We start from the raw sequence: 24899 nt of genomic DNA, 5'->3' as shown, positions 1-24899 counted from the left end.
GACGATTCGTCAAGCTGTGGATAAAACTTCGCGACAACCCGCTCCCACATGAAGTGCGCCAAGGTTGGCAATTCAGCAAGACGATGGCCCCAAGAGTATTTGTGACGCCAATAAAAAAGCCGACTTACTTACATAGGTCGGCTTTCGATCGAAACAGCTGTGGATAACTCAGCTCTTCTTGATCTTCTCCGGCCGCTTCCAGCCCGAGATGTTGCGCTGGCGTGCACGGCCCACCGCCAGCTCACCAGCTTCGACGGCCTGGGTGATGGTCGAACCAGCTGCAGTGGTCGCACCCGCCTTGATTTCCACAGGCGCCACCAGCGAGTTGTTGGAGCCGATGAACACGTCCTCACCCATCACGGTCTTGAACTTGTTGGCGCCGTCGTAGTTGCAGGTGATGGTGCCGGCGCCGATGTTGGTGCGCGCACCGATCTCGGCATCGCCCAGGTAGGCCAGGTGGCCTGCTTTGGCGCCCTCACCCAGGCGGGCGTTTTTCAGTTCGACGAAGTTACCCACATGGGCCTTGGCATCCAGCACGCTACCCGGGCGCAGGCGGGCGAACGGGCCGGCATCGCTGCCCTCGCCCATCACTGCGCCTTCGAGGTGGCTGTTGGCCTTTACCACCGAGCCTTTGCGCAGGGTGGTGTTCTTGATCACGCAGTTCGGGCCGATCTGCACGTCGTCCTCGATGACCACCTTGCCTTCGAGAATCACGTTGATGTCGATCAGCACGTCACGGCCAACGGTGACCTCGCCGCGAACATCGAAGCGCGCCGGGTCGCGCAGGGTCACACCCTGCGCCATCAGGCGGCGGCCTTCGCGCAGCTGGTAGTGACGCTCCAGTTCAGACAGCTGGCGACGGTCGTTGGCGCCCTGCACTTCCATCGGGTCGTGCGGCTGCTCGGTAGCCACCACCAGGCCATCGGCCACTGCCATGGCGATGACGTCGGTCAGGTAGTACTCGCCCTGAGCGTTGTTGTTCGACAGGCGGCCCATCCAGTCAGCCAGGCGTGCGGCCGGCAGGGCCAGAATTCCGGTGTTGCCTTCCTTGATCGCTTTCTGCGCATCGTTGGCATCCTTGTGCTCGACGATGGCCGTGACACTACCCAGCTCGTCACGGACGATGCGGCCATAGCCTGTCGGGTCATCGAGGGTGACCGTTAGCAGGCCCAGTTGCTGGTCGTTGACCTTGGCCAACAGACGCTGCAGGGTCTCGACTTCGATCAATGGCACATCGCCGTACAGCACCAGCACGGTGTCGGCGGTCAGCGCCGGCAGTGCCTGGGCAACCGCATGGCCGGTCCCCAGTTGCTTGTCCTGCATGACGAAGTTCAGGTCGTCAGCAGCCAGGCGCTCGCGAACCAGTTCGGCACCATGGCCAATGACCACGTGAATACCTTGCGGCTGAAGCTGGCGCGCGCTGTGGATAACATGGCCGAGCATGGAGTTGCCGGCTACCGGGTGCAGCACCTTGGGCAGCGCCGAGCGCATACGGGTGCCTTGGCCGGCGGCGAGAATTACGATATCGAGTGACATTACTGGCTACCAATCCTGGGCGGTCAGCTACGTGACCAAAATAGAAATTCAGAAAAAGAAAAAGGGTAGCCGAGGCTACCCTTTAACTCAATCGCAACGGAAGTACCTGGCCTAAGCCGGATTACTTGCCTCTGCGCAATTGCTGGACAGTACGCAGCTGAGCTGCAGCCTCGGCCAGACGTGCGGCAGCAGCGCCGTAGTCGAAGTCCGAGCCTTTAGTGTTCAGTGCGTTCTCGGCAGCCTTGAGGGCTTCCTGAGCCTGAGCTTCGTCCAGGTCGGCAGCACGTTGCACGGTGTCGGCAAGAACCTTCACCATGTTTGGCTGCACTTCGAGGAAGCCACCGGAGATGTAGAACACCTCTTGAGTGCCACCCTGCTTGGTCAGCGTGATCGGACCAGGCTTGAGATTGGTGATCAGCGGCGCGTGGCCTGGAGCGATACCCAGATCGCCCAGATTGCCGTGCGCTACTACCATCTCGACCAGGCCGGAGAAGATTTCCCCTTCCGCACTGACGATGTCGCAATGGACTGTCATAGCCATCTGCTTGCCTCAACCTGATTAGCGCCCCTCGCGGGGCGCCGGGATTACAGTTTCTTGGCTTTCTCGATCGCTTCGTCGATGCTGCCGACCATGTAGAACGCTTGTTCTGGCAGGTGGTCGTAGTCACCTTTGAGGATGCCGCTGAAGCCAGCGATGGTGTCTTTCAGGGATACGTACTTGCCTGGCGAACCGGTGAAGACTTCGGCCACGAAGAACGGCTGCGACAGGAAGCGCTGGATCTTACGAGCGCGGGCTACCAGTTGCTTGTCGCTTTCGGACAGTTCGTCCATACCCAGGATCGCGATGATGTCCTTCAGCTCTTTGTAGCGCTGCAGAACATACTGAACGCCACGAGCGGTCTCGTAGTGCTCGTTGCCGATCACGTTCGGGTCCAGCTGGCGCGAAGTCGAGTCCAGTGGGTCGACCGCTGGGTAGATACCCAGGGAGGCGATGTCACGGGACAGAACGACGGTGGCGTCCAAGTGGGCGAAGGTGGTCGCTGGCGACGGGTCGGTCAAGTCGTCCGCAGGTACGTATACGGCCTGAACGGAGGTGATCGAACCTTCCTTGGTGGAGGTGATGCGCTCTTGCAGAACGCCCATCTCTTCAGCCAGGGTCGGCTGGTAACCTACTGCAGAAGGCATACGGCCCAGCAGTGCGGATACTTCGGTACCGGCCAGGGTGTAACGATAGATGTTGTCGACGAACAGCAGAACGTCGTTACCTTCGTCACGGAACTTCTCAGCCATGGTCAGGCCGGTCAGCGCTACGCGCAGACGGTTTCCTGGTGGCTCGTTCATCTGACCGTAGACCAGCGCTACCTTGTCGAGAACGTTGGAGTCCTTCATCTCGTGGTAGAAGTCGTTACCCTCACGAGTACGCTCACCCACACCAGCGAACACGGAGTAACCGCTGTGTTCCATGGCGATGTTACGGATCAGTTCCATCATGTTTACGGTCTTGCCTACACCGGCACCACCGAACAGACCGACTTTACCACCCTTGGCGAACGGGCAAACCAGGTCGATAACCTTGATGCCGGTTTCCAGCAGGTCGTTGCCGCCTGCCTGGTCAGCGAACGAAGGCGCTGGCTGGTGGATACCGCGACGCTCTTCTTCGCCGATCGGGCCGGCTTCGTCGATCGGGTTGCCCAGTACGTCCATGATACGGCCCAGAGTGGCCTTACCAACAGGAACGGAAATGGCAGCACCGGTGTCAACGACATCCAGACCACGCTTCAGGCCTTCGGTCGAACCCATTGCAATGGTACGAACCACGCCGTCGCCCAGCTGCTGCTGAACTTCGAGGGTGGTTTCCGCGCCTTGTACTTTCAGCGCGTTGTAAACACTCGGCACGACGTCACGTGGGAATTCCACGTCGATGACGGCGCCGATGATTTGAACGATACGTCCGCTACTCATAGCTGGATCCTCTGAATATTTGAACCGTTAAACCGCGGCAGCGCCGCCGACGATTTCCGAGATCTCCTGGGTGATCGCAGCCTGACGCGCCTTGTTGTAGATCAACTGCAGCTCTTTGATCAAATCACCGGCGTTGTCTGTGGCGTTCTTCATGGCGATCATCCGGGCTGCTTGTTCAGCAGCGTTGTTCTCGACCACCGCCTGGTATACCTGCGACTCCACGTAACGCACCATCAAGCCGTCCAGCAGCTCTTTTGCGTCGGGTTCGTACAGGTAATCCCAGTGATGCTTGAGATCCTGATCCGGGGTTGCCACCAACGGTACCAATTGCTCGACCGTCGGTTTTTGGGTCATGGTGTTGATGAACTTGTTCGAAACCACCGAGAGGCGATCGATACGGCCGTCCATGTAGGCGTCCAGCATCACTTTGACGGAGCCGATCAGATCGTTGATCGATGGCTCTTCGCCCAGGTGGCTGATCGCGGCTACGACGTTGCCGCCAAAGATGCGGAAGAAAGTCGCACCCTTGCTGCCGATCACGCACAGGTCGATTTCCACGCCCTGTTCGCGGTTTTCGTTCATGTCCTTGACCAGGGCCTTGAACAGGTTGGTGTTCAAGCCACCGCACAGACCACGGTCACTGCTCACCACGATATAACCGGCGCGCTTTACAGGGCGCTCGATCATGAACGGGTGGCGGTATTCCGGGTTGGCGTTGGCCAGATGACCGATCACCTGGCGGATACGCTCCGCGTAAGGACGGCTAGCAGCCATGCGCATTTGTGCCTTGCGCATCTTGCTGACCGCCACTTTCTCCATGGCGCTGGTAATTTTTTGCGTGCTTTTGATGCTCGCAATCTTACTGCGAATCTCTTTTGCGCCTGCCATGTATCACCTATCAGGTTAGCAAGCGGGGGCCAGGGCCCCCGCTGCGGCTTACCAGGTCTGGGTGGCCTTGAACTTCTCGATACCGGCTTTCAGGCCAGCGTCGATTTCGTCGTTGAAGTCACCCTTCACGTTGATCTTTGCCATCAGTGCGGCGTGATCACGGTTGAAGTAGGCGATCAGTGCTTGCTCGAAGCTACCAACCTTGGAGACTTCCACGTCAGTCAGGAAACCACGCTCAGCGGCGTACAGCGACAGGGACATGTCCGCGATGGACATTGGCGCGTACTGCTTCTGCTTCATCAGCTCGGTTACGCGCTGACCATGCTCCAGCTGCTTGCGGGTCGCTTCGTCCAGATCGGAAGCGAACTGGGCGAATGCAGCCAGTTCACGGTACTGAGCCAGAGCGGTACGAATACCACCGGACAGCTTCTTGATGATCTTGGTCTGAGCGGCACCACCTACGCGGGATACCGAAACACCGGCGTTCACTGCAGGGCGGATGCCCGAGTTGAACATGGCCGATTCCAGGAAGATCTGACCGTCGGTGATGGAAATCACGTTGGTCGGAACGAACGCGGAAACGTCGCCAGCCTGGGTTTCGATGATCGGCAGGGCGGTCAGGGAACCGGTCTTGCCAGTGACTGCGCCATTGGTGAACTTCTCGACGTACTCTTCCGAAACGCGCGAAGCACGCTCCAGCAGACGGGAGTGGAGATAGAACACGTCACCTGGGTACGCTTCACGTCCTGGCGGACGGCGCAGCAGCAGGGAGATCTGACGGTAGGCAACGGCCTGCTTGGACAGGTCATCGTAAACGATCAGGGCGTCTTCACCGCGGTCACGGAAGAACTCGCCCATGGTGCAGCCGGCGTATGGCGCCAGGAACTGCAGTGCGGCGGATTCCGAAGCACTGGCAACGACCACGATGGTGTTGGCCAGGGCGCCGGCTTCTTCCAGCTTGCGAACGATGTTGGCAACGGTGGAACGCTTCTGGCCGACAGCAACATAAACACAGAAAATACCGGAGTCTTTCTGGTTGATGATGGCGTCGATGGCCATGGCGGTCTTGCCGATCTGACGGTCACCGATGATCAGCTCGCGCTGGCCACGGCCGACAGGGATCATGGCGTCGACGGACTTGTAGCCAGTCTGTACAGGCTGGTCTACCGACTTACGCCAGATCACGCCTGGAGCCACTTTCTCGACCGCGTCGGTCTGGGTGTTGCCCAAAGGACCCTTGCCGTCGATCGGGTTGCCCAGTGCGTCAACGACGCGACCCAGCAGTTCCTTACCAACCGGAACTTCCAGGATGCGGCCGGTGCACTTGGCGCTCATGCCTTCGGCGAGGGTGTCATAGGCACCCAGGATCACTGCACCTACGGAGTCTTGCTCCAGGTTCAGGGCCATGCCGAATACGCTGCCAGGGAACTCGATCATTTCGCCGTACATGACGTCGGCCAGACCGTGGATCCGCACGATACCGTCGGATACCGAAACAACGGTACCTTCGTTACGGGCTTGGGAGCTCACATCGAGGTTGTCGATGCGGCCCTTGATGATTTCACTAATTTCGGAAGGATTGAGTTGCTGCATTGCTCTGCTGCCCCTTCAAACTCAAGATTTCAATGCTTCGGCCAGTTTCGCGATTTTGCCGCGAACAGAGCCATCGATTACCAGGTCACCAGCGCGGATGACGACGCCGCCAATCAGGCTGGCATCCTCCGACGCGTGCAGGCGAACTTCCTGGCCTAGCCGTGCACTGAGAACCTTGGCGAGTTTGTCTTGCTGTTCTTGGTTCAACGCGAAGGCACTGGTGACTTCCACGTCCACGGATTTCTCTTGCTCGGCCTTGTACAGGTCGAACAGGGCGGCAATCTCCGGCAGAAGCAGGAGACGGTCGTTTTCCGCGGCAACATGAATGAAATTCTGTGCCTGTGCATTGAACTTGTCACCGCACACGTCAATGAACGTGGCGGCCTTTTCTGCGCTCGTCAGTCGCGGGGCCTTGAGCAGGCGCTGCATGGTGTCGTCTTGCGACACCGCAGCAGCCAGGCCGAGCATGGCTGACCAATTGGCCAGTTGCTGATGGGCCTGGGCATGCTCAAAGGCAGCCTTAGCGTAAGGTCGGGCCAACGTGGTCAGTTCTGCCATGATCGCCCTCGCTTAAATTTCAGCGGCCAGTTTGTTAACCAGCTCCGCATGCGCGTTTTGATCGATTGTGGCGCCAAGGATCTTTTCAGCACCGCCGACGGCCAGGGCACCCACTTGGGCACGCAGGGCATCTTTAGCGCTGTTCAGTTCCTGTTCGATCTCGGCCAGAGCCTGAGCCTTCACACGGTCAGCTTCGACGCGGGCCTGGTCACGGGCTTCCTCGACAAGCTGAGCAGCGCGTTTCTTGCTTTGCTCAATGATTTCGGCTGCCTGTGCTTTAGCTTCACGCAGTTGCTGACCCGCTTTCTCTTGGGCCAGCTCCAGGTCGCGAGCTGCGCGGTTGGCAGCGTCCAAGCCGTCGGCAATCTTCTTTTGGCGCTCTTGCAGGGCAGTGATGACCGGAGGCCATACATACTTCATGCAGAAGAGTACAAAAATCAGGAAGGCAACGGATTGGCCAATCAGGGTTGCATTAATGTTCACGCCAACACCTCGCTCGGTCTTTGGTTCATCACAGCTATCAACTCGTGGTTAACGAGTGATTAGCCGGCGATTTGACCAACGAACGGATTCGCGAAGGTGAAGAACAGAGCGATACCAACACCGATCATGGTTACGGCGTCGAGCAGACCGGCAACGATGAACATTTTAACCTGCAGCATTGGAACCATTTCTGGCTGGCGAGCAGCGCCTTCCAGGAACTTGCCGCCCAGCAGGCCGAAACCAATGGCGGTACCCAGTGCACCCAGGCCGATCAGCAGAGCAACAGCGATAGCGGTCAGACCAACTACAGTTTCCATCTTTCCTCCCGACTTTTACGTCGTATTGGTTAGGTTTTTAAGTTGAAGCGGTAAAACAAATCGTTTGGTACAGCATGCCCTTGCGGACTTTTTAAGCCCTCCCCCCGAACAGGCGAGGAAGGCTATCAGACACGCCAGGCGGTCTTAATGGTTATCTTCGTGGGCCATCGACAGGTAGACGATGGTCAGCATCATGAAGATGAAAGCTTGCAGGGTGATGATCAGGATGTGGAACACAGCCCACGCCCATTGCAGCACCACACCCAGGCCGCTCAGCCAGAGCAGGCCGGAGCCGAACATTACAGCGATCAGGATGAACACCAGTTCGCCGGCATACATGTTGCCGAACAGACGCAGTGCCAGCGAGATCGGCTTGGCGATCAGGGTGACGAATTCCAGCAGGAAGTTGACCGGAATCAGCAGGATCTGCACGAAGATGTTCTTGCTGCCGAACGGGTGCAGGGTCAGCTCACCGAGGAAGCCGCCCAGGCCCTTGACCTTGATGCTGTAGAAAATGATCAGGGCGAACACGCAGAAGGCCATGGCCAGGGTCGCGTTCGGGTCGGTAGTCGACACGGCGCGGAACGGAATGTGCGGATCACCGGAAATCAGGATGGCCAGCTGAGGAATCCAGTCGACCGGTACCAGGTCGACGGCGTTCATCAGGAATACCCAGACGAAAATGGTCAGCGCCAGCGGTGCAATGACCGGGCTACGGCCGTGGAAGGAGTCCTTCACGCTGCCGTTGACGAAGTCGACCATCACTTCCACGAAGTTCTGCAGACCACCAGGCTGACCGGAAGTCGCCTTCTTGGCCGCCATGCGGAAGATGAACAGGAAGATCAGGCCCAGCGCGACGGACCAACCCAGGGTGTCCAGGTGGAACGCCCAGAAGCCCATTGCCTTGGCTTCTGCAGCCGAATGGGCGAAGCCCCAGCTGCCGTCTGGTAGTTGACCGTAGGTCAGGTTCTGCAAGTGGTGCTGGATATAGCCCGAAGCGGTTTCTGCTGCCATGGTTGCCTCAAACGCCCTAAGGTCTCGAAAGTCTTTTATTCATTAGCAGTGGCGCGAACCAGCTGACCATGAGGGTCAGCAGGAAGACGCCGAATACTGCTAACGGCGCCAATGGCTTCACTCCTGCGAAGGTCAGTGCAAACAACACTGCCGTCAAAATCATTTTGCCTGCCTCGCCAGCGTAGAACGACTTGACGATGGCCTGCGCTGCCCGGGCTCCGCTAAAGCGAAAAGCCTTCCAGGCGAAGTACAGATTGGGTAGCCAGGCAATCAAACCTCCGCAGAGACCTGAATATCCACTGACCGCCCCTTTCCACTGCCACAACACCAACGTTGCCAGCAGCGCTACAACAAACTGAGTCAGCAGTACCGGAAAAACCGCCCAGCGATGGAAAGGCAGGCGGTTTGGCGTGCGTATTTCCATCACAACTGCTCCTCGGAAGTCGACCAACAAGTCAGCAATGACTTGGCATAATTTGTGCCGACAAAATGCGCGCAGAGTATAGGGGTGGATTAACCCCTATTCAACTCTTCGGTAGTGATTTCCGACTGCGCGCTACAACAGGAATTGTTTCAGCGGATGTGAGCAAGCACGCCTTGCAACTCGTCAAGCGAGTTGTAACGAATAACCAATTGGCCTTTGCCCTTGTTGCCATGACGGATCTGCACGGCCGAGCCCAGGCGCTCTGCGAGCCGCTGTTCAAGGCGTGCGATATCCGGATCAGGTTTGCTCGGTTCGACCGGATCAGGCTTGTCGCTGAGCCACTGACGAACCAGTGCCTCGGTTTGGCGCACGGTGAGGCCACGTGCGACAACATGACGCGCCCCCTCTTCCTGACGGTTTTCTTCCAGGCCGAGCAAAGCGCGGGCATGACCCATCTCCAGATCGCCGTGGGCGAGCATGGTCTTGATCGCTTCGGGCAGGGTGATCAAGCGCAGCAGGTTGGCCACGGTAACCCGCGACTTGCCCACGGCGTCGGCCACCTGTTGCTGGGTCAGTTCGAATTCCTGCTGCAGGCGCTGCAGGGCCATGGCCTCTTCCAGCGGGTTGAGGTCTTCGCGCTGAATGTTCTCGATCAGCGCCATGGCGATGGCGGCTTCGTCGGGCACTTCGCGGACCATGGCCGGGATGGTGTCCAGGCCGGCCTGCTGCGTTGCGCGCCAGCGGCGCTCACCGGCGATGATCTCGTAGCGGTTGCCATCGATCGGGCGCACCACGATCGGCTGCATCACGCCATGGTTGCGAATCGAGTGTGCAAGCTCTTCCAGCGCCTCCGGGTCCATGTCCCGGCGCGGCTGGTACTTGCCACGCTGGATCAGCTCGACCGGCAAGTGTTGCAGTTCTTTCTGGTCGATCTTCACTGCCTGCTCTTCGAGCGCGCTGACGGAAGGACCACTGAGCAGTGCATCCAACCCACGTCCGAGACCCCGTTTCTTGACGGCCATACGGATTCCTTAAGTTGTTTGTGCAGTGCGTGATTGACGGCGTTGACGGCGGACCAGTTCCCCAGCCAAGGCCAGATAAGCCAGCGCGCCGCGCGATTGCTTGTCGTAGGCCAGGGCCGGCATGCCGAAGCTGGGGGCCTCGGCCAGGCGAATGTTGCGCGGAATGACCGTGTCGTACAGCTGCGGGCCAAAGTGCTCCTTCAGCTGCGCCGAAACATCGTTGTTCAGGCTCAGGCGCGGGTCGTACATGGTCCGCAGCAGGCCCTCGATCTTCAGCTCCGGGTTCAACCGGGCGGCGATGCGCTTGATGTTATCCACAAGGTCGCTGAGACCTTCCAGCGCGTAGTACTCGCACTGCATGGGGATAATCACGCCATCGGAGGCGACCAGGGCGTTGAGCGTGAGCATCGACAGCGACGGCGGGCAGTCGATGAGGATGTAGTCGTAGTTCTCACGAATCGGCGCCAGCGCGTTGCGCAGGCGGCTCTCCTTGACCTGCATTTCCAGCAGCACCACTTCGGCGGCGGTCAGGTCACGGTTGGCCGGTAGCAACTGGAAACCACCATGCTCGGAGTAATGCATGGCTTGCGCCAGGTCGCATTCCCCGATCAGCAGGTCGTAGACCGAGTGCTCGAGCTCGTGCTTGTCCACACCGCTGCCCATGGTGGCGTTGCCCTGCGGATCGAGGTCGATCAGCAGCACACGACGCTTGGTCGCGGCCAACGAGGCGGCGAGATTGATACAGGTGGTGGTCTTGCCCACACCACCTTTCTGGTTCGCGATTGCGAATACCTTAGCCATTGATGCGCGTGTTCCCAGTCATGCCTTGCGGCGCAGTATCAGCAGATGGCGCTGGCCCTGGCAACCCGGAACGGTCAGGGCCTGCTCACTTTCCACTGTGAAGTCTGCGGGCAATGCTACCAGTTCATCGGCAGGATGCAGCCCCTTCATTGCAAGCCATTGCGTCCCGGTGTCGCCAAGGTGGCGGGTCCAGTTGGTGAAGTTCTCCATGCTGCTGAAGGCACGGGAGATAATTCCGCTGAACGGTTGTGCCGGCGTGAAGGCCTCGACCCGGCTGTGGATAACCGTGAGATTGTCCAGCTTGAGCTCCATTTTCACCTGGGTCAGGAAACGGGTCTTCTTGCCATTGGCATCCAACACCGTCACGCGCTTGTGTGGATGCAGGATAGCCAACGGGATGCCGGGCATGCCACCGCCGCTGCCGACATCCAGCCAATTGTCACGCTCGCTGTGGATAAACGACATGACACTGAGGCTGTCGAGCAGATGGCGAGAAACCATCTCGTCCGGGTCGCGCACGGCGGTCAGGTTGTAGGCTTTGTTCCATTTGATCAACAGGGCCAGGTAGCCCAGCAGCTTTTCGTGATGCTCGGCGCTCAACTCGACTCCGAGCTGACGTGCACCTGTGGACAACTCTTCTGCGTGTTGCGGGGTGACCAGGGAACTCAAGCGCTTTGCTCCAATTCGCGGCCAGCGCCGCGTTTTTTCAAGTGAATCAGCAACAGGGAAATCGCCGCCGGGGTCACGCCTGGAATACGCGATGCCTGGCCCAAGGTTTCCGGACGGGTCTGGCCGAGCTTGCCCTGGATTTCCTTGGACAGCCCGGAAATGCCCGAGTAATCGATATCCACAGGCAGCCGGGTGTCCTCGCTGGCGCGCAGGCGGGCGATTTCATCCTGCTGGCGGTCGATGTAACCGGCGTACTTGGTGCGAATCTCGACCTGCTCGGCGACCTGTGGATCGATGGCGTCACCGCCGGTCGCCTCGATCAGCCCGGCGTAGTCGATTTCCGGCCGCGCCAGCAGGTTCAACAGGCTGTACTCGTGGCTGAGCGGGGTGCCGAACTTATCCACAATGGCTTGGCCTTGCTCGGTATTCGGCCGTACCCAGGTCGACTTCAGGCGCTGTTCTTCGCGCTCGATGCCGTCGCGCTTGGTGCAGAAGGCAGCCCAGCGCTGGTCATCGATCAGGCCAAGCTCGCGGCCCTTCTCGGTCAGGCGCAGGTCGGCGTTGTCTTCGCGCAGGATCAGCCGGTATTCGGCGCGCGAAGTGAACATGCGGTATGGCTCCTGGGTACCCAGGGTGATCAGGTCGTCGACCAGCACGCCGATGTACGCCTCGTCGCGGCGCGGGCACCAGCTGTCGCGGCCCTGCGCACGCAGCGCGGCGTTGGTCCCGGCCAACAGGCCCTGGGCGCCGGCTTCTTCGTAACCGGTGGTGCCGTTGATCTGCCCGGCAAAGAACAGGCCGCCGATGACTTTGGTCTCGAGGCTGTACTTGAGGTCGCGCGGGTCGAAGTAGTCGTACTCGATGGCGTAGCCCGGGCGCACGATGTGGGCGTTTTCCATACCGCGGATCGAACGCACCAGCTCCAGCTGCACGTCGAACGGCAGCGAAGTGGAAATGCCGTTGGGGTACAGCTCATGGGTGGTCAGGCCTTCCGGCTCGATGAACACCTGGTGGCTTTCCTTGTCGGCGAAGCGGTGGATCTTGTCTTCGATCGACGGGCAGTAGCGCGGGCCGACACCTTCGATCACACCCGAGTACATCGGCGAACGGTCGAGGTTCGAGGCAATGATCTCGTGGGTGCGCGCATTGGTGTGGGTGATCCAGCAGCTCACCTGGCGCGGGTGCATTTCGGCATTGCCCATGAACGACATGACCGGGATCGGCGTATCGCCTGGCTGCTCGGTCATCACCGAGAAGTCAACCGAACGGCCGTCGATGCGTGGCGGGGTACCGGTTTTCAGGCGGCCGACGCGCAGCGGCAGTTCGCGCATGCGGTGGGCCAGGGCGATCGAAGGTGGATCGCCGGCGCGACCGCCGGAATGGTTTTGCAGACCTATGTGGATGAGGCCGCCGAGGAAGGTACCGGTGGTCAGTACCACCGATTCGGCGAAGAAACGCAGGCCCATCTGGGTTACCACGCCTTTGACCTGGTCCTGCTCGACGATCAGATCGTCGCAGGACTGCTGGAATATCCACAGGTTGGGCTGGTTTTCCAGGATTTCACGCACCACTGCCTTGTAGATGGCGCGGTCGGCCTGTGCACGGGTGGCACGTACGGCCGGGCCCTTGCGGTTGTTCAGAACGCGGAACTGGATGCCGCTCTTGTCGGTAGCCAGCGCCATGGCGCCGCCGAGGGCATCGATCTCTTTGACCAGATGGCTTTTGCCAATACCGCCGATGGCGGGGTTGCAGCTCATGTGACCGAGGGTTTCCACGTTATGGGTCAACAGCAGGGTTTTCACACCCATGCGTGCAGACGCAAGCGCAGCCTCGGTACCGGCATGGCCGCCGCCGATGACGATCACTTCAAAACGGGAAGGGAAATCCACCACGCACCTCGTGCCTGTTTTTGCGAATAGAGAAGGTAAGCGGACAAGTATAGGGACTTCCCCCCCCTTAAAGAAACCATCTGAGCAAATTTTGACCAGTCTGTGGATGAGTGGCAAACAACAGAAATCAAAGAAGAGAAATTTATAAAAGCTTTGTTTTTATGTTTATTCTTATGCACAGCCTGATCTGTGGATAAAGTGCTGCAGCCCTTAATTCACGCTATGTATAGAGAATTTAAACCCTGTGGTTGGAGTGCCATAAGGGCTTTGGATAACGCCTTTTAGCCTGTGGATTAAATGGCTCTTTACCCACAGGCGGGTTTGTCCTCAGAAAAAAAGCCCGCTTATCAACGGAGCTGAAGGCGGGTTTTCCACAGGGCTCCTAAGAGGAGTTTGGTGTCTGTGTGTAAAAAATTGGCTGCGATTTGCCCGTCGGGGAGGCGGAGTGAGGGCTTCCAGGTGCATGTCTTGGGATTTAGGGCGATGCACAGATCGAGCGCCGCCCGCGCGGCGCTTCGCGGCACAAGGCCGCTCCCATATCTGTTTCGGGCCAGTTATTCCTGTGCCAGGCGGGTTGCAGCCTTGGTGCATGGCTGGAGATGGATGAAGAGCAACTGCGTCCCCTTCGATATCAAATGGAACAAACAAGGCGGACAGCGGTGACCTCACAGGACTGATTGGCCCGAAACAGACAGTGGGAGCGGCGGTGCGGCGATCCGACTTGCCCCGCGAAGCGCCGCGCGGGCGGCGCTCGATCTCAAAGGCGACAAAAATGTTATGCCAAGCCCCCCTCAGCCGAGATGCTCTATCAGAGGCAAAAAAAAGCCGCCCCCGAAGGAGCGGCCCATGGCCTTGCTGGCTGTGGATTACTTGCCAATGCAGAAACTGGAGAAAATCCGCCCCAGCAGATCATCCGAACTGAATGCCCCGGTGATCTCACCCAAAGCATGCTGCGCCTGGCGCAGGTCTTCCGCCAGCAGCTCTCCCGCGCCAGCCAGGGTCAGTTGCGCACGCCCATGCTCCAGGTGCCCACTGGCCTGGCGCAACGCATCCAGATGGCGCCGGCGGGCACTGAAACCGCTCTCGGCGGTCTGTTCATAACCCATGCAGGCCTTCAGGTGGTCGCGCAACAACTGCAGCCCTGCGTCGTCGCCTTTGGCGCTAAGGGTGATCGTCACATGGCCATCATCGCACTGCTCCAGCGCTACCCGCTCACCGCTGAGGTCCGCCTTGTTACGAATCAACGTGACCTTGGCCGGGTCTGGCCGCTGGTCGAGAAACTCAGGCCACAACGCGAACGGGTCACTGGCCTCGGGCGCGGTGGAGTCGACCACCAGCAACACCCGGTCAGCCTCGCCAATGGCCTTCAGGGCGCGTTCTACGCCGATCTTTTCCACATGGTCATCGGTGTCGCGCAAACCTGCGGTATCGACCACATGCAGCGGCATGCCGTCGATGTGGATATGTTCGCGCAGGATATCCCGAGTGGTACCAGCGATATCGGTAACGATGGCCGCCTCCCTACCAGCCAACTGGTTCAGCAGGCTCGACTTGCCGGCATTCGGACGGCCGGCGATGACCACAGTCATGCCGTCACGCAGCAAGGCACCCTGCCCGGCTTCACGCTGCACGGTGGATAACTCGCCGCGCACCGCATCGAGCATCGACAGCACGTGGCCATCGGCGAGGAAGTCGATCTCCTCCTCGGGGAAGTCGATAGCGGCCTCGACGTAGATACGCAGGGCAATCAACGCCTCGGTCAGGCTGTGCACACGCTTGGAGAATTCCCCCTGCAGCGAGCGCAGGGCGTTGCGCGCGGCCTGGCTGGAGCTGGCCTCGATCAGGTCGGCAATGGCTTCTGCCTGGGCCAGGTCGAGCTTGTCGTTGAGGAACGCGCGCTCGCTGAATTCGCCCGGGCGGGCCAGGCGGCAGCCAACTTGTACACAGCGCTGCAGCAGCATATCCAGGACTACCGGGCCACCGTGGCCCTGCAGTTCCAGCACGTCTTCGCCGGTGAACGAATTCGGCCCGGGGAAGAACAGGGCGATCCCTTCGTCCAGTACCAGGCCTTCCTCGTCGCGGAACGGGCCGTAATGGGCATGCCGCGGCGTAAGCGTACGGCCGGTGATCAACTGGCCGGCCTGGGCAGCCAGAGGGCCGGACAACCTGACAATACCCACACCGCCGCGGCCCTGGGCGGTAGCGATGGCGGCGATGGTTTCACGCACAGTGTTCATGCTCGAAAGCCTCTACGACAAAAACGACAGATAGCAAAAACGCCCCACTAGGGGGCGTTTTTTATTCACAGGCTAGCGTAGTAGCCCGTCAAGCAGCAGCTTTTTTCGTTGCTGCTTCGATGCGACGAGTGATGTACCACTGCTGCGAAATCGACAAGCAGTTGTTCACAACCCAGTACAGCACCAGACCAGCCGGGAACCACAGGAAGAAGAAGGTGAAGATGATCGGCATCATTTTCATCACCTTCGCCTGCATCGGATCCGGCGGAGTCGGGTTCAGGCGCTGCTGGATGAACATGGTAGCGCCCATGATGATCGGCAGGATGAAGAACGGATCCTTGATCGACAGGTCGGTAATCCACAGCATCCACGGGGCCTGGCGCATTTCCACGCTTTCCAGCAGTACCCAGTACAGGGCCAGGAATACCGGCATCTGCACCAGGATCGGCAGGCAGCCACCCAGCGGGTTGATCTTCTCTTTCTTGTACAGCTCCATCATCGCCTGGGACATCTTCTGGCGATCGTCACCGAAGCGTTCCTTCAGTGCAGCGAGCTTCGGCGCAACGGCACGCATACGCGCCATGGAGCGGTAGCTGGCAGCCGACAGCGGGAAGAACAGGCCTTTGATCAGCATGGTCAGCACGATGATCGACCAGCCCCAGTTACCCAGCAGGCTGTGGATATGTTGCAGCAGCCAGAAGATCGGCTGAGCGATGAACCACAGGAAGCCGTAGTCGACGGTCAGTTCCAGGCCTGGGGACAACTCTTTCAGCTTGGACTGGATCTTCGGACCGGCATACAGCATGGCGCTGGTTTCGACCTTGCCGCCAGCAGGTACGCTGAGGGCCGGGCCGGTGTAGCCGATGATGTAGTTGCCCTGGCTGTCCTTGCGGGTCTGGACAACGTTGTTGTCCGACTTGGCCGGAATCCAGGCGGTCACGAAGTAGTGCTGCAGCCAGGCAACCCAGCCGCCGGACACATTTTCTTTCAAACTACCTTTGTCGATGTCCTTCATCGAGACCTTTTTGTAAGGCTCGGAAGCTGTCCACAGGGCTGCGCCCAGGTAGGTTGCGGTGCCAGTGGCAGTGCTCGAGGATGGATCGCCGCTGGCGTCACGCTTGAGCTGGGCAAACATGTTGCCGCTCCAGGCCTGGTCGCTCTGGTTGTCGATCAGGTAGCTGACATTCAGGTCGTACTCACCGCGCTTGAAGCTGAAGCGCTTGATGTAGTTGACACCGTTGTCGCTGAACTTCAGGTCGACCACCAGTTGTTCCTGGCCGTCGGCCAGCTGGTAGCTCTTCTGTTCGGCGGCATACAGCGGGCGACCGCTGGCGCGGGCATCCGGGCCGTTGGCGCCGGTCAGGCCGCTTTGTGCCAGGTAAACACGCTCGCCACCGTTGTCGAACAACTGGAACGGAATGTTCGGGTGGTCTTGACGGCGTGGGTACTTCGGCAGGTTCAACTGGACGATGTCACCACCGACCGGATCGATAGCCAGTTCCAGGACGTCGGTCTTGACCCGGATCAAGTCCTTGCTGAGTGCGACCGGTGCCAATTCGGCAGGGCTCGATTCGGCGTTGGCGCTCGGTACATCGGCGCTGGCACCGTTGTTACCGGCCGGCACGCCATCGGGCAAGCCCGGCGCAACAGTGCTGGCAGCAGTATTCTGAGTCGGCAGGGCAGCCTGGCCGTAGTCATCGTTCCACTTCAGGACCATGACGTAGGACACGACTGCCAGCGCGGCGATCAGGATCGTGCGTTTAATATCCATGATTACTCGGCTATCGAAGAAGTTCGGGAGGAAGGAGCGGGTGGAACGGGGTCGAAACCGCCGTCATTCCACGGATGACAACGCCCCAGGCGACGAACGGCCAGCCACCCACCACGCCAGAGGCCATGGTTTTCGATGGCTTCATACGCGTAACAGGAGCAGCTGGGGAAAAAACGACAGTGGCTGGCCATCAGAGGGCTAATGGCGTAACGGTAAAACTGGATCGGAACGAGCGCCAGTTTACGCATCTTGGCTGTCTACCCCTGCGGAATTGGCGGTGACTGCTGGTGTTGGCCGGCTGCGCGCCAGGCGTTTCCAGAGCTTGCCAAAGTGTTGGTGCAATTCCGGGTTTTCTACCTCACCCAATCCCTTGCGCGCGACGATCACAATGTCCAACCCGGCAAGCATTTGCTGGTTCAGACGAAAGGAATCGCGCATCAAGCGCTTGAGGCGATTGCGCTGAACGGCGAGCTTGACGCTCTTCTTGCCGATCACCAAGCCAAGGCGCGGGTGATCGAGGCCGTTCTCGCGAGCAAGGATCAGCAGGTTTTTCCCTGGAACCTTGCCGGTTGGGGAGTCGAAGACCGCTTTGAAATGTCGGGGTGTAAGCAGTCGCTTTTCCCGACTGAAGTCCTGACTCACCACCTGTGCCGAAAAATCAAATGGCCAGACGCTTACGGCCTTTGGCACGACGACGCGACAGAACAGCGCGGCCGTTCTTGGTAGCCATACGGGCACGGAAGCCGTGGGTGCGCGCGCGCTTGATGGTGCTTGGTTGGAAAGTACGTTTCATGGCGTATTACCTGGTTTGTCGACGACGGGCCGGGATGGCCCCCTTTTTAAGAGACCGGGGATTCTAGAGAAAGCAAGCCCATAGGTCAATTTCCAACCAGTCTTTCCATATAGAGCGTGTGATGGACGGTGCGTGCTGGTCGATCCCCAGAGGGGTGCTTGATCGGGCACACGAATTGGGGACAACATGAAAAAAAAGAAGAGACATATAAAAAGCTTTTTAGAAGAATCTATAAATATTAAGTGGATAACCTTCTGTGGATAACATGCTTGAGGCCAGAAAATACGCGCTGTACAGAGTTTTACAACTTTGTTCTCAACCGGTGCTGCGCTTGTTTTGTTCATGGGCGAAAGCTGTGGATGAAAATACCGTTTATCCACAGTAGAGTTATCAACAGGGCTGGCCTCAGGGTTGTGCATAGCCCTCATGACGGCTTATCCACAGGGCTTATTCACAGTGTGGAAAAGCTGTTTTGGTCGATAAATGGCTGTTTTGTCATGGTTCCTAACGTGTCCACATGTGGATAACTGGGCGCTCGACCGGTACAATGGCGGTTTGTTTTTGCCTCATCCGGCTTTCAAACTCAGGGGATATCCGTGTCAGTGGAACTTTGGCAGCAGTGCGTGGAGCTTCTGCGCGATGAACTGCCTGCCCAGCAATTCAACACCTGGATCCGTCCGCTACAGGTCGAAGCCGAAGGCGACGAGTTGCGCGTCTATGCGCCTAACCGTTTCGTTCTCGATTGGGTCAATGAAAAGTACCTGGGTCGTCTGCTCGAGCTGTTGGGTGAGAACGGCAGCGGCATTGCGCCCGCCCTTTCCTTATTAATAGGCAGCCGCCGCAGCTCGGCACCGCGGGCTGCGCCCAATGCGCCAGTCAGTGCCGCCGTGGCCGCTTCGCTGGCGCAAACACAGGCGCAGAGCCAGACACAGAAGGCAGCGCCGGCAGCCCCGGTGGTTGAACCGGTCGCCGTGCAGGCGGCCGAGCCTGTGCTGGTCGATGAAATGGCCGAGCCTTCCTCGCGTGACAGCTTCGATGCCATGGCCGAGCCGGCTTCAGCGCCGGCCGGTAATGCCCGGACCGAACAGCGCACCGTGCAGGTAGAAGGTGCGCTCAAGCACACCAGCTACCTCAACCGCACCTTTACCTTCGACACCTTCGTCGAAGGTAAGTCGAACCAGTTGGCGCGTGCGGCTGCCTGGCAGGTGGCCGACAACCCAAAGCATGGCTATAACCCACTGTTCCTTTATGGCGGCGTGGGCCTGGGTAAAACCCACCTTATGCATGCTGTGGGTAACCACCTGCTGAAGAAGAACCCGAACGCCAAGGTCGTCTACCTGCATTCGGAGCGCTTCGTCGCGGACATGGTCAAGGCGCTGCAACTCAACGCCATCAACGAATTCAAACGCTTCTACCGCTCGGTGGATGCGTTGCTGATCGACGATATCCAGTTCTTTGCCCGTAAAGAGCGCTCGCAGGAAGAGTTTTTCCACACCTTCAACGCCCTGCTTGAGGGTGGCCAGCAGGTAATCCTTACCTCTGACCGCTACCCCAAGGAGATCGAAGGCCTGGAAGAGCGCCTGAAGTCGCGCTTTGGTTGGGGGCTGACGGTGGCCGTCGAGCCACCAGAGCTGGAAACCCGCGTAGCGATCCTGATGAAGAAGGCCGACCAGGCCAAGGTCGAACTGCCGCATGACGCGGCCTTCTTCATTGCCCAGCGCATCCGCTCCAACGTACGTGAGCTGGAAGGTGCACTGAAGCGGGTGATTGCCCACTCGCACTTCATGGGCCGCGACATCACTATCGAGCTGATCCGGGAGTCGCTGAAGGACCTGCTGGCGCTGCAAGATAAACTGGTCAGTGTGGATAACATCCAGCGTACCGTCGCCGAGTACTACAAGATCAAGATCTCCGATCTGTTGTCCAAACGTCGTTCACGTTCTGTCGCGCGTCCACGCCAGGTGGCCATGGCGCTGTCCAAGGAACTGACCAACCACAGTCTGCCGGAAATCGGCGATATGTTCGGTGGTCGCGACCATACGACCGTGCTGCACGCCTGCCGCAAGATCAACGAACTGAAGGAATCCGACGCGGACATCCGCGAGGACTACAAGAACCTGCTGCGGACGCTGACGACCTGATGGCCGTCTGCGCAGCTAATTGAAGGCAAGGGACTAGACCATGCATTTCACCATTCAACGCGAAGCCCTGTTGAAACCCCTGCAACTGGTCGCCGGTGTCGTCGAGCGCCGTCAGACCTTGCCGGTCCTGTCCAACGTATTGCTGGTCGTGCAAGGCCAGCAACTGTCGTTGACCGGTACCGACCTGGAAGTCGAACTGGTAGGCCGCGTGCAACTGGAAGAGCCGGCCGAGCCTGGCGAAATCACTGTCCCGGCACGCAAGCTGATGGACATTTGCAAAAGCCTGCCAAACGACGCCCTGATCGATATCAAGGTCGACGAGCAGAAACTGTTGGTCAAGGCCGGTCGCAGCCGCTTCACCCTGTCGACCCTGCCAGCTAACGACTTCCCGACCGTGGAAGAAGGCCCAGGCTCGCTGACCTGCAACCTGGAGCAGAGCAAGCTGCGCCGCCTGATCGAACGTACCAGCTTCGCCATGGCCCAGCAGGATGTGCGCTATTACCTCAACGGCATGCTGCTGGAGGTTTCCCGCAACACATTGCGTGCTGTCTCAACCGACGGCCACCGCCTGGCGCTTTGCTCCATGAGCGCGCCCATCGAGCAGGAAGATCGCCACCAGGTGATCGTGCCGCGCAAAGGTATCCTGGAGCTGGCACGCCTGCTGACCGACCCGGAAGGCATGGTCAGCATCGTTCTGGGCCAGCACCACATCCGCGCCACCACCGGTGAATTCACCTTCACCTCCAAGCTGGTGGACGGCAAGTTCCCGGACTACGAGCGCGTGCTGCCCAAGGGCGGTGACAAGCTGGTGGTCGGCGACCGCCAGGCGCTGCGTGAAGCCTTCAGCCGTACTGCGATTCTTTCCAACGAAAAGTACCGCGGTATCCGCCTGCAACTGGCTGCTGGCCAACTGAAGATCCAGGCCAACAACCCCGAGCAGGAAGAAGCTGAAGAAGAAATCAGCGTGGACTACGAAGGTAGCTCGCTTGAGATCGGCTTCAACGTCAGCTACCTGCTGGACGTGCTGGGCGTGATGACTACCGAGCAAGTTCGTCTGATCCTGTCCGATTCCAACAGCAGTGCCCTGCTGCAGGAAGCGGGTAATGACGATTCTTCCTACGTTGTCATGCCGATGCGTCTGTAACCCGTAGCAGGCGAAATGTCCCTTCGACGTATCATGGTCACCGCGGTGCGCAACTTGCACCCGGTGACACTCTCACCCTCCCCCCGCATCAACATCCTTTACGGCGCCAACGGCAGCGGCAAGACCAGCGTGCTTGAAGCCGTGCACCTGCTTGGGCTGGCGCGCTCGTTCCGTAGCACCCGCTTGAACCCGGTCATTCAGTACGAACAGCCTGCCTGTACCGTGTTTGGCGAAGTGCAGCTGGCCGAGGGTGGCACCAGCAACCTGGGGGTATCCCGGGAGCGACAGGGGGAGTTCACCATTCGCATCGATGGGCAGAATGCGCGCAGCGCGGCCCAGTTGGCGGAATTGCTACCGCTTCAGCTCATTAACCCAGACAGTTTTCGGCTGTTGGAAGGTGCCCCGAAAATACGCCGTCAGTTCCTGGACTGGGGGGTGTTCCACGTGGAACCTCGTTTCTTACTTGCCTGGCAGCGGCTGCAGAAGGCGCTGCGGCAGCGGAACTCATGGTTGCGTCATGGTACACTTGACCCAGCTTCGCAAGCCGCCTGGGACCGGGAATTGTGCCTGGCCAGCGCGGAAATAGATGAATACCGTCGCAACTACATCAAGGCCTTGAAGCCCGTCTTCGAGCGAACCCTGAGCGAACTGGTCGAGCTGGACGGGTTGACCCTGAGCTACTACCGAGGCTGGGACAAGGACCGGGAACTGCAAGAAGTCCTCGCCTCCTCTCTCCTTCGCGATCAGCAGATGGGCCATACCCAAGCCGGTCCGCAGCGTGCTGATCTGCGTCTTCGTCTGGCTGCCAACAACGCAGCCGACATCCTGTCGCGAGGTCAGCAAAAGCTGGTGGTGTGCGCATTGCGCATTGCCCAAGGCCACCTCGTTAGCCAGGCTCGCCGCGGTCACTGTATTTATCTCGTGGATGACTTGCCGTCCGAACTGGACGACCAGCATCGCCGCGCGCTGTGCCGCTTGCTTGAAGAATTACGCTGCCAGGTGTTCATCACCTGTGTAGATCACGAATTACTGAGGGAAGGCTGGCAGACGGAAACGCCAGTTGCTTTGTTCCACGTGGAACAAGGCCGTATCACCCAGACCCACGACCATCGGGAGTGAAGGCATGAGCGAAAATCAAACGTACGACTCCTCCAGCATCAAGGTGCTGAAAGGTTTGGATGCCGTACGCAAGCGTCCCGGGATGTACATTGGCGACACCGATGATGGTAGCGGCCTGCACCACATGGTCTTCGAAGTGGTCGACAACTCGATCGACGAAGCCCTCGCCGGTCACTGCGATGACATCACCGTCATCATCCACCCGGACGAATCCATCAGTGTGCGCGACAACGGTCGCGGCATTCCGGTCGACGTGCATAAAGAAGAAGGCGTTTCCGCAGCCGAGGTCATCATGACCGTACTGCACGCCGGCGGTAAGTTCGACGACAACTCCTACAAGGTATCCGGCGGTCTGCACGGTGTAGGTGTTTCGGTTGTTAACGCCCTGTCCGAGAAGCTGGTGCTGACTGTTCGCCGTAGCGGCAAGATCTGGGAGCAGACCTACGTTCACGGTGTGCCACAAGCGCCGATGGCGGTTGTCGGTGACAGCGAAACCACCGGTACCCACATCCACTTCAAGCCCTCGGCTGAAACCTTCAAGAACATCCACTTCAGCTGGGACATCCTGGCCAAGCGTATCCGCGAGTTGTCTTTCCTCAACTCGGGAGTTGGCATTCTGCTGAAGGATGAGCGCAGCGGTAAGGAAGAGTTCTTCAAGTATGAAGGCGGCCTGCGTGCGTTCGTCGAGTACCTGAACACCAACAAGACACCGGTCAACTCCCAGGTATTCCACTTCAACGTCCAGCGTGACGATGGCGTGGGTGTTGAAGTTGCGCTGCAGTGGAACGACAGCTTCAACGAAAACCTGCTGTGCTTCACCAACAACATTCCGCAGCGTGACGGCGGTACTCACCTGGTGGGCTTCCGTTCTTCGCTGACCCGTAGCCTGAACAGCTACATCGAGCAGGAAGGCCTGGCCAAGAAGAACAAGGTGGCGACCACTGGCGACGACGCCCGTGAAGGCCTGACCGCGATCATCTCGGTAAAGGTGCCGGACCCGAAGTTCAGCTCCCAGACCAAAGACAAGCTGGTCTCCTCGGAGGTGAAAACCGCCGTGGAACAGGAGATGAACAAGTACTTCTCCGACTTCCTGCTGGAAAACCCGAACGAGGCCAAGGCCGTCGTTGGCAAGATGATCGACGCTGCGCGTGCCCGTGAAGCGGCGCGTAAAGCCCGTGAGATGACTCGCCGCAAAGGTGCGCTGGATATCGCCGGCCTGCCGGGCAAACTTGCCGACTGCCAGGAAAAGGACCCTGCCCTTTCCGAACTGTACCTGGTGGAGGGTGACTCCGCAGGTGGTTCGGCCAAGCAAGGCCGCAACCGTCGTACTCAGGCGATCTTGCCGCTGAAGGGTAAAATCCTCAACGTCGAGAAGGCACGCTTCGACAAGATGATCTCGTCCCAGGAAGTGGGCACGCTGATCACTGCGCTGGGCTGCGGCATCGGCCGCGAAGAGTACAACATCGACAAGCTGCGTTATCACAACATCATCATCATGACCGATGCTGACGTTGACGGTTCTCACATCCGTACCCTGCTGCTGACCTTCTTCTTCCGTCAGCTGCCGGAGCTGGTCGAGCGCGGCTACATCTACATTGCTCAGCCACCGCTGTACAAGGTGAAGAAAGGCAAGCAGGAGCAGTACATCAAGGACGACGAGGCCATGGAAGAGTACATGACCCAGTCGGCTTTGGAAGATGCCAGCCTGCACCTGGACGAGTCAGCGCCAGCAGTTTCCGGTGTGCAGCTCGAGGCGCTGGTCAATGAGTTCCGCAGTGTGATGAAGACGCTCAAGCGTCTGTCTCGCCTGTACCCGGAAGAGTTGACTGAGCACTTCATCTACCTGCCCGAAGTTACGCTGGATCAGTTGGGTGATCATGCTGTGATGCAGTCGTGGCTGAGCAAGTTCCAGGAGCGTTTGAACAACAGCCAGAAGTCTGGCCTGGTGTACAAGGCAAGCTTGCGCGAGGACAAGGAGCGCAACGTTTGGTTGCCGGAAGTTGAAGTAACTTCCCACGGTCTGGCCAGCTACGTCACTTTCAACCGCGATTTCTTCGGTAGCAACGACTACCGCACAGTGGTCAACATCGGTTCCAAGCTGTCCAGCTTGCTGGGTGAAGGTGCCTACGTTCAACGTGGGGAGCGCCGCAAGGTGATTGTCGAATTCAAGGAAGGCCTGGACTGGCTGATGAACGAGACCACCAAGCGTCATACCATTCAGCGATACAAAGGGCTGGGTGAGATGAACCCTGACCAGCTATGGGAAACCACCATGGACCCAACCGTGCGCCGTATGCTCAAGGTCACCATCGAAGATGCGATCGCAGCCGACCAGATCTTCAACACCCTGATGGGTGATGCAGTCGAACCGCGCCGTGACTTCATTGAGAGCAACGCGTTGTCGGTTTCGAACCTGGACTTCTGATTCAGGTGTAGATTGCCATGTCTAGTCCTGAAATAGGTTTACACCTGTTCAGGTAGGCCGGTAGGCCTCAAAACGCCCGGTGCACCGCATCGGGCGTTTTGTTTTTCAGGGCC

Annotated in this window: 23 protein-coding genes; 4 read left to right on the top strand and 19 right to left on the bottom strand. The window is 59.1% G+C overall.

What is annotated here, in order from left to right; translation table 11 throughout:
- Positions 1–168 precede the first annotated feature (168 nt).
- The 19 genes from glmU to rpmH all read right to left on the bottom strand — a co-directional run bounded on the left by glmU (position 169) and on the right by rpmH (position 17957).
- Positions 169–1536, bottom strand: a complete 1368-nt coding sequence (gene glmU / locus ACIP1G_RS13715) for a bifunctional UDP-N-acetylglucosamine diphosphorylase/glucosamine-1-phosphate N-acetyltransferase GlmU (protein WP_400737721.1) — start codon at positions 1534–1536, stop codon at positions 169–171.
- A gap of 121 nt (positions 1537–1657) precedes the next feature.
- On the bottom strand, positions 1658–2077 hold the full coding sequence (locus ACIP1G_RS13710; protein WP_201200279.1) for a F0F1 ATP synthase subunit epsilon: 420 nt from the start codon (positions 2075–2077) through the stop codon (positions 1658–1660).
- Positions 2078–2121: 44 nt separating this feature from the next.
- Positions 2122–3498: a F0F1 ATP synthase subunit beta gene (gene atpD, locus ACIP1G_RS13705; protein WP_009684662.1), complete on the bottom strand. Its 1377-nt coding sequence runs from the start codon at positions 3496–3498 to the stop codon at positions 2122–2124.
- Positions 3499–3525: 27 nt separating this feature from the next.
- Entirely contained in the window at positions 3526–4386 is an 861-nt protein-coding gene (gene atpG / locus ACIP1G_RS13700; protein WP_400737718.1) for a F0F1 ATP synthase subunit gamma, read from the bottom strand.
- A 48-nt stretch (positions 4387–4434) separates the two neighbouring features.
- Complete coding sequence (gene atpA / locus ACIP1G_RS13695; protein WP_400737715.1) at positions 4435–5979, bottom strand: F0F1 ATP synthase subunit alpha; 1545 nt, start codon at positions 5977–5979, stop codon at positions 4435–4437.
- Positions 5980–6000: 21 nt separating this feature from the next.
- Positions 6001–6537 (bottom strand): F0F1 ATP synthase subunit delta, encoded by a 537-nt coding sequence (locus ACIP1G_RS13690; RefSeq protein ID WP_003253191.1) that lies wholly within the window; start codon positions 6535–6537, stop codon positions 6001–6003.
- A gap of 12 nt (positions 6538–6549) precedes the next feature.
- Positions 6550–7020 carry a F0F1 ATP synthase subunit B gene (locus tag ACIP1G_RS13685; RefSeq protein WP_003260032.1) on the bottom strand — a complete coding sequence of 157 codons (471 nt, stop codon included), beginning with the start codon at positions 7018–7020 and terminating at the stop codon, positions 6550–6552.
- A 59-nt stretch (positions 7021–7079) separates the two neighbouring features.
- Entirely contained in the window at positions 7080–7337 is a 258-nt protein-coding gene (gene atpE / locus ACIP1G_RS13680) for a F0F1 ATP synthase subunit C (protein ID WP_003097235.1), read from the bottom strand.
- Positions 7338–7481: 144 nt separating this feature from the next.
- Entirely contained in the window at positions 7482–8351 is an 870-nt protein-coding gene (gene atpB, locus ACIP1G_RS13675; protein ID WP_056793867.1) for a F0F1 ATP synthase subunit A, read from the bottom strand.
- Positions 8352–8367: 16 nt separating this feature from the next.
- Positions 8368–8775: a F0F1 ATP synthase subunit I gene (locus ACIP1G_RS13670; protein ID WP_201200285.1), complete on the bottom strand. Its 408-nt coding sequence runs from the start codon at positions 8773–8775 to the stop codon at positions 8368–8370.
- Between the two features lie 149 nt (positions 8776–8924).
- On the bottom strand, positions 8925–9797 hold the full coding sequence (locus tag ACIP1G_RS13665) for a ParB/RepB/Spo0J family partition protein (protein WP_400737712.1): 873 nt from the start codon (positions 9795–9797) through the stop codon (positions 8925–8927).
- Between the two features lie 9 nt (positions 9798–9806).
- Positions 9807–10598, bottom strand: a complete 792-nt coding sequence (locus tag ACIP1G_RS13660) for a ParA family protein (RefSeq protein ID WP_012274913.1) — start codon at positions 10596–10598, stop codon at positions 9807–9809.
- Between the two features lie 18 nt (positions 10599–10616).
- Positions 10617–11267, bottom strand: coding sequence for a 16S rRNA (guanine(527)-N(7))-methyltransferase RsmG (gene rsmG / locus ACIP1G_RS13655; RefSeq protein WP_400737709.1), 651 nt, complete (start codon positions 11265–11267; stop codon positions 10617–10619).
- Complete coding sequence (gene mnmG / locus ACIP1G_RS13650) at positions 11264–13156, bottom strand: tRNA uridine-5-carboxymethylaminomethyl(34) synthesis enzyme MnmG (RefSeq protein WP_400737706.1); 1893 nt, start codon at positions 13154–13156, stop codon at positions 11264–11266. Before mnmG ends, rsmG begins: the two co-directional genes overlap by 4 nt.
- A gap of 866 nt (positions 13157–14022) precedes the next feature.
- Positions 14023–15393 carry a tRNA uridine-5-carboxymethylaminomethyl(34) synthesis GTPase MnmE gene (gene mnmE / locus ACIP1G_RS13645; protein WP_400737703.1) on the bottom strand — a complete coding sequence of 457 codons (1371 nt, stop codon included), beginning with the start codon at positions 15391–15393 and terminating at the stop codon, positions 14023–14025.
- 88 nt (positions 15394–15481) lie between these two features.
- On the bottom strand, positions 15482–17164 hold the full coding sequence (gene yidC, locus ACIP1G_RS13640; protein ID WP_016502301.1) for a membrane protein insertase YidC: 1683 nt from the start codon (positions 17162–17164) through the stop codon (positions 15482–15484).
- Between the two features lie 2 nt (positions 17165–17166).
- Entirely contained in the window at positions 17167–17412 is a 246-nt protein-coding gene (yidD, locus tag ACIP1G_RS13635) for a membrane protein insertion efficiency factor YidD (protein ID WP_075046823.1), read from the bottom strand.
- Complete coding sequence (gene rnpA / locus ACIP1G_RS13630; protein ID WP_016712775.1) at positions 17405–17809, bottom strand: ribonuclease P protein component; 405 nt, start codon at positions 17807–17809, stop codon at positions 17405–17407. The genes yidD and rnpA overlap by 8 nt, the downstream gene beginning before the upstream one ends.
- Positions 17810–17822: 13 nt before the next feature.
- Positions 17823–17957, bottom strand: a complete 135-nt coding sequence (gene rpmH / locus ACIP1G_RS13625) for a 50S ribosomal protein L34 (RefSeq protein WP_003253163.1) — start codon at positions 17955–17957, stop codon at positions 17823–17825.
- 596 nt (positions 17958–18553) lie between these two features.
- On the opposite strand from rpmH, the gene dnaA reads away from it, so the two are divergent.
- From dnaA to gyrB, 4 genes are read left to right on the top strand one after another with little or no spacing between them, the layout of a single operon-like run.
- Positions 18554–20098 (top strand): chromosomal replication initiator protein DnaA, encoded by a 1545-nt coding sequence (gene dnaA, locus ACIP1G_RS13620; protein ID WP_400737700.1) that lies wholly within the window; start codon positions 18554–18556, stop codon positions 20096–20098.
- A 40-nt stretch (positions 20099–20138) separates the two neighbouring features.
- Positions 20139–21242 (top strand): DNA polymerase III subunit beta, encoded by a 1104-nt coding sequence (gene dnaN / locus ACIP1G_RS13615; RefSeq protein ID WP_003253156.1) that lies wholly within the window; start codon positions 20139–20141, stop codon positions 21240–21242.
- Positions 21243–21257: 15 nt separating this feature from the next.
- A complete protein-coding gene (gene recF, locus ACIP1G_RS13610; protein ID WP_400737696.1) occupies positions 21258–22361 on the top strand; it encodes a DNA replication/repair protein RecF in 1104 nt (367 codons plus the stop codon).
- Between the two features lie 4 nt (positions 22362–22365).
- Positions 22366–24786, top strand: coding sequence for a DNA topoisomerase (ATP-hydrolyzing) subunit B (gyrB, locus tag ACIP1G_RS13605; RefSeq protein ID WP_400737693.1), 2421 nt, complete (start codon positions 22366–22368; stop codon positions 24784–24786).
- Positions 24787–24899 lie beyond the last annotated feature (113 nt).

The organism is Pseudomonas sp. NPDC089392, assembly GCF_044749595.1.
Taxonomy (GTDB): domain Bacteria; phylum Pseudomonadota; class Gammaproteobacteria; order Pseudomonadales; family Pseudomonadaceae; genus Aquipseudomonas.
This window is presented reverse-complemented; position numbering and strand designations above follow the sequence as displayed.

What these genes read in the sequence shown, in the direction of transcription:
- glmU (WP_400737721.1), bottom strand. Translation starts at nt 1,536, where the DNA reads ATGTCACTCGATATCGTAATTCTCGCCGCCGGCCAAGGCACCCGTATG.
- ACIP1G_RS13710 (WP_201200279.1), bottom strand. Translation starts at nt 2,077, where the DNA reads ATGGCTATGACAGTCCATTGCGACATCGTCAGTGCGGAAGGGGAAATC.
- atpD (WP_009684662.1), bottom strand. Translation starts at nt 3,498, where the DNA reads ATGAGTAGCGGACGTATCGTTCAAATCATCGGCGCCGTCATCGACGTG.
- atpG (WP_400737718.1), bottom strand. Translation starts at nt 4,386, where the DNA reads ATGGCAGGCGCAAAAGAGATTCGCAGTAAGATTGCGAGCATCAAAAGC.
- atpA (WP_400737715.1), bottom strand. Translation starts at nt 5,979, where the DNA reads ATGCAGCAACTCAATCCTTCCGAAATTAGTGAAATCATCAAGGGCCGC.
- ACIP1G_RS13690 (WP_003253191.1), bottom strand. Translation starts at nt 6,537, where the DNA reads ATGGCAGAACTGACCACGTTGGCCCGACCTTACGCTAAGGCTGCCTTT.
- atpE (WP_003097235.1), bottom strand. Translation starts at nt 7,337, where the DNA reads ATGGAAACTGTAGTTGGTCTGACCGCTATCGCTGTTGCTCTGCTGATC.
- atpB (WP_056793867.1), bottom strand. Translation starts at nt 8,351, where the DNA reads ATGGCAGCAGAAACCGCTTCGGGCTATATCCAGCACCACTTGCAGAAC.
- ACIP1G_RS13670 (WP_201200285.1), bottom strand. Translation starts at nt 8,775, where the DNA reads ATGGAAATACGCACGCCAAACCGCCTGCCTTTCCATCGCTGGGCGGTT.
- ACIP1G_RS13665 (WP_400737712.1), bottom strand. Translation starts at nt 9,797, where the DNA reads ATGGCCGTCAAGAAACGGGGTCTCGGACGTGGGTTGGATGCACTGCTC.
- ACIP1G_RS13660 (WP_012274913.1), bottom strand. Translation starts at nt 10,598, where the DNA reads ATGGCTAAGGTATTCGCAATCGCGAACCAGAAAGGTGGTGTGGGCAAG.
- mnmE (WP_400737703.1), bottom strand. Translation starts at nt 15,393, where the DNA reads ATGAACACTGTGCGTGAAACCATCGCCGCCATCGCTACCGCCCAGGGC.
- yidC (WP_016502301.1), bottom strand. Translation starts at nt 17,164, where the DNA reads ATGGATATTAAACGCACGATCCTGATCGCCGCGCTGGCAGTCGTGTCC.
- yidD (WP_075046823.1), bottom strand. Translation starts at nt 17,412, where the DNA reads ATGCGTAAACTGGCGCTCGTTCCGATCCAGTTTTACCGTTACGCCATT.
- rpmH (WP_003253163.1), bottom strand. Translation starts at nt 17,957, where the DNA reads ATGAAACGTACTTTCCAACCAAGCACCATCAAGCGCGCGCGCACCCAC.
- dnaN (WP_003253156.1), top strand. Translation starts at nt 20,139, where the DNA reads ATGCATTTCACCATTCAACGCGAAGCCCTGTTGAAACCCCTGCAACTG.
- recF (WP_400737696.1), top strand. Translation starts at nt 21,258, where the DNA reads ATGTCCCTTCGACGTATCATGGTCACCGCGGTGCGCAACTTGCACCCG.
- gyrB (WP_400737693.1), top strand. Translation starts at nt 22,366, where the DNA reads ATGAGCGAAAATCAAACGTACGACTCCTCCAGCATCAAGGTGCTGAAA.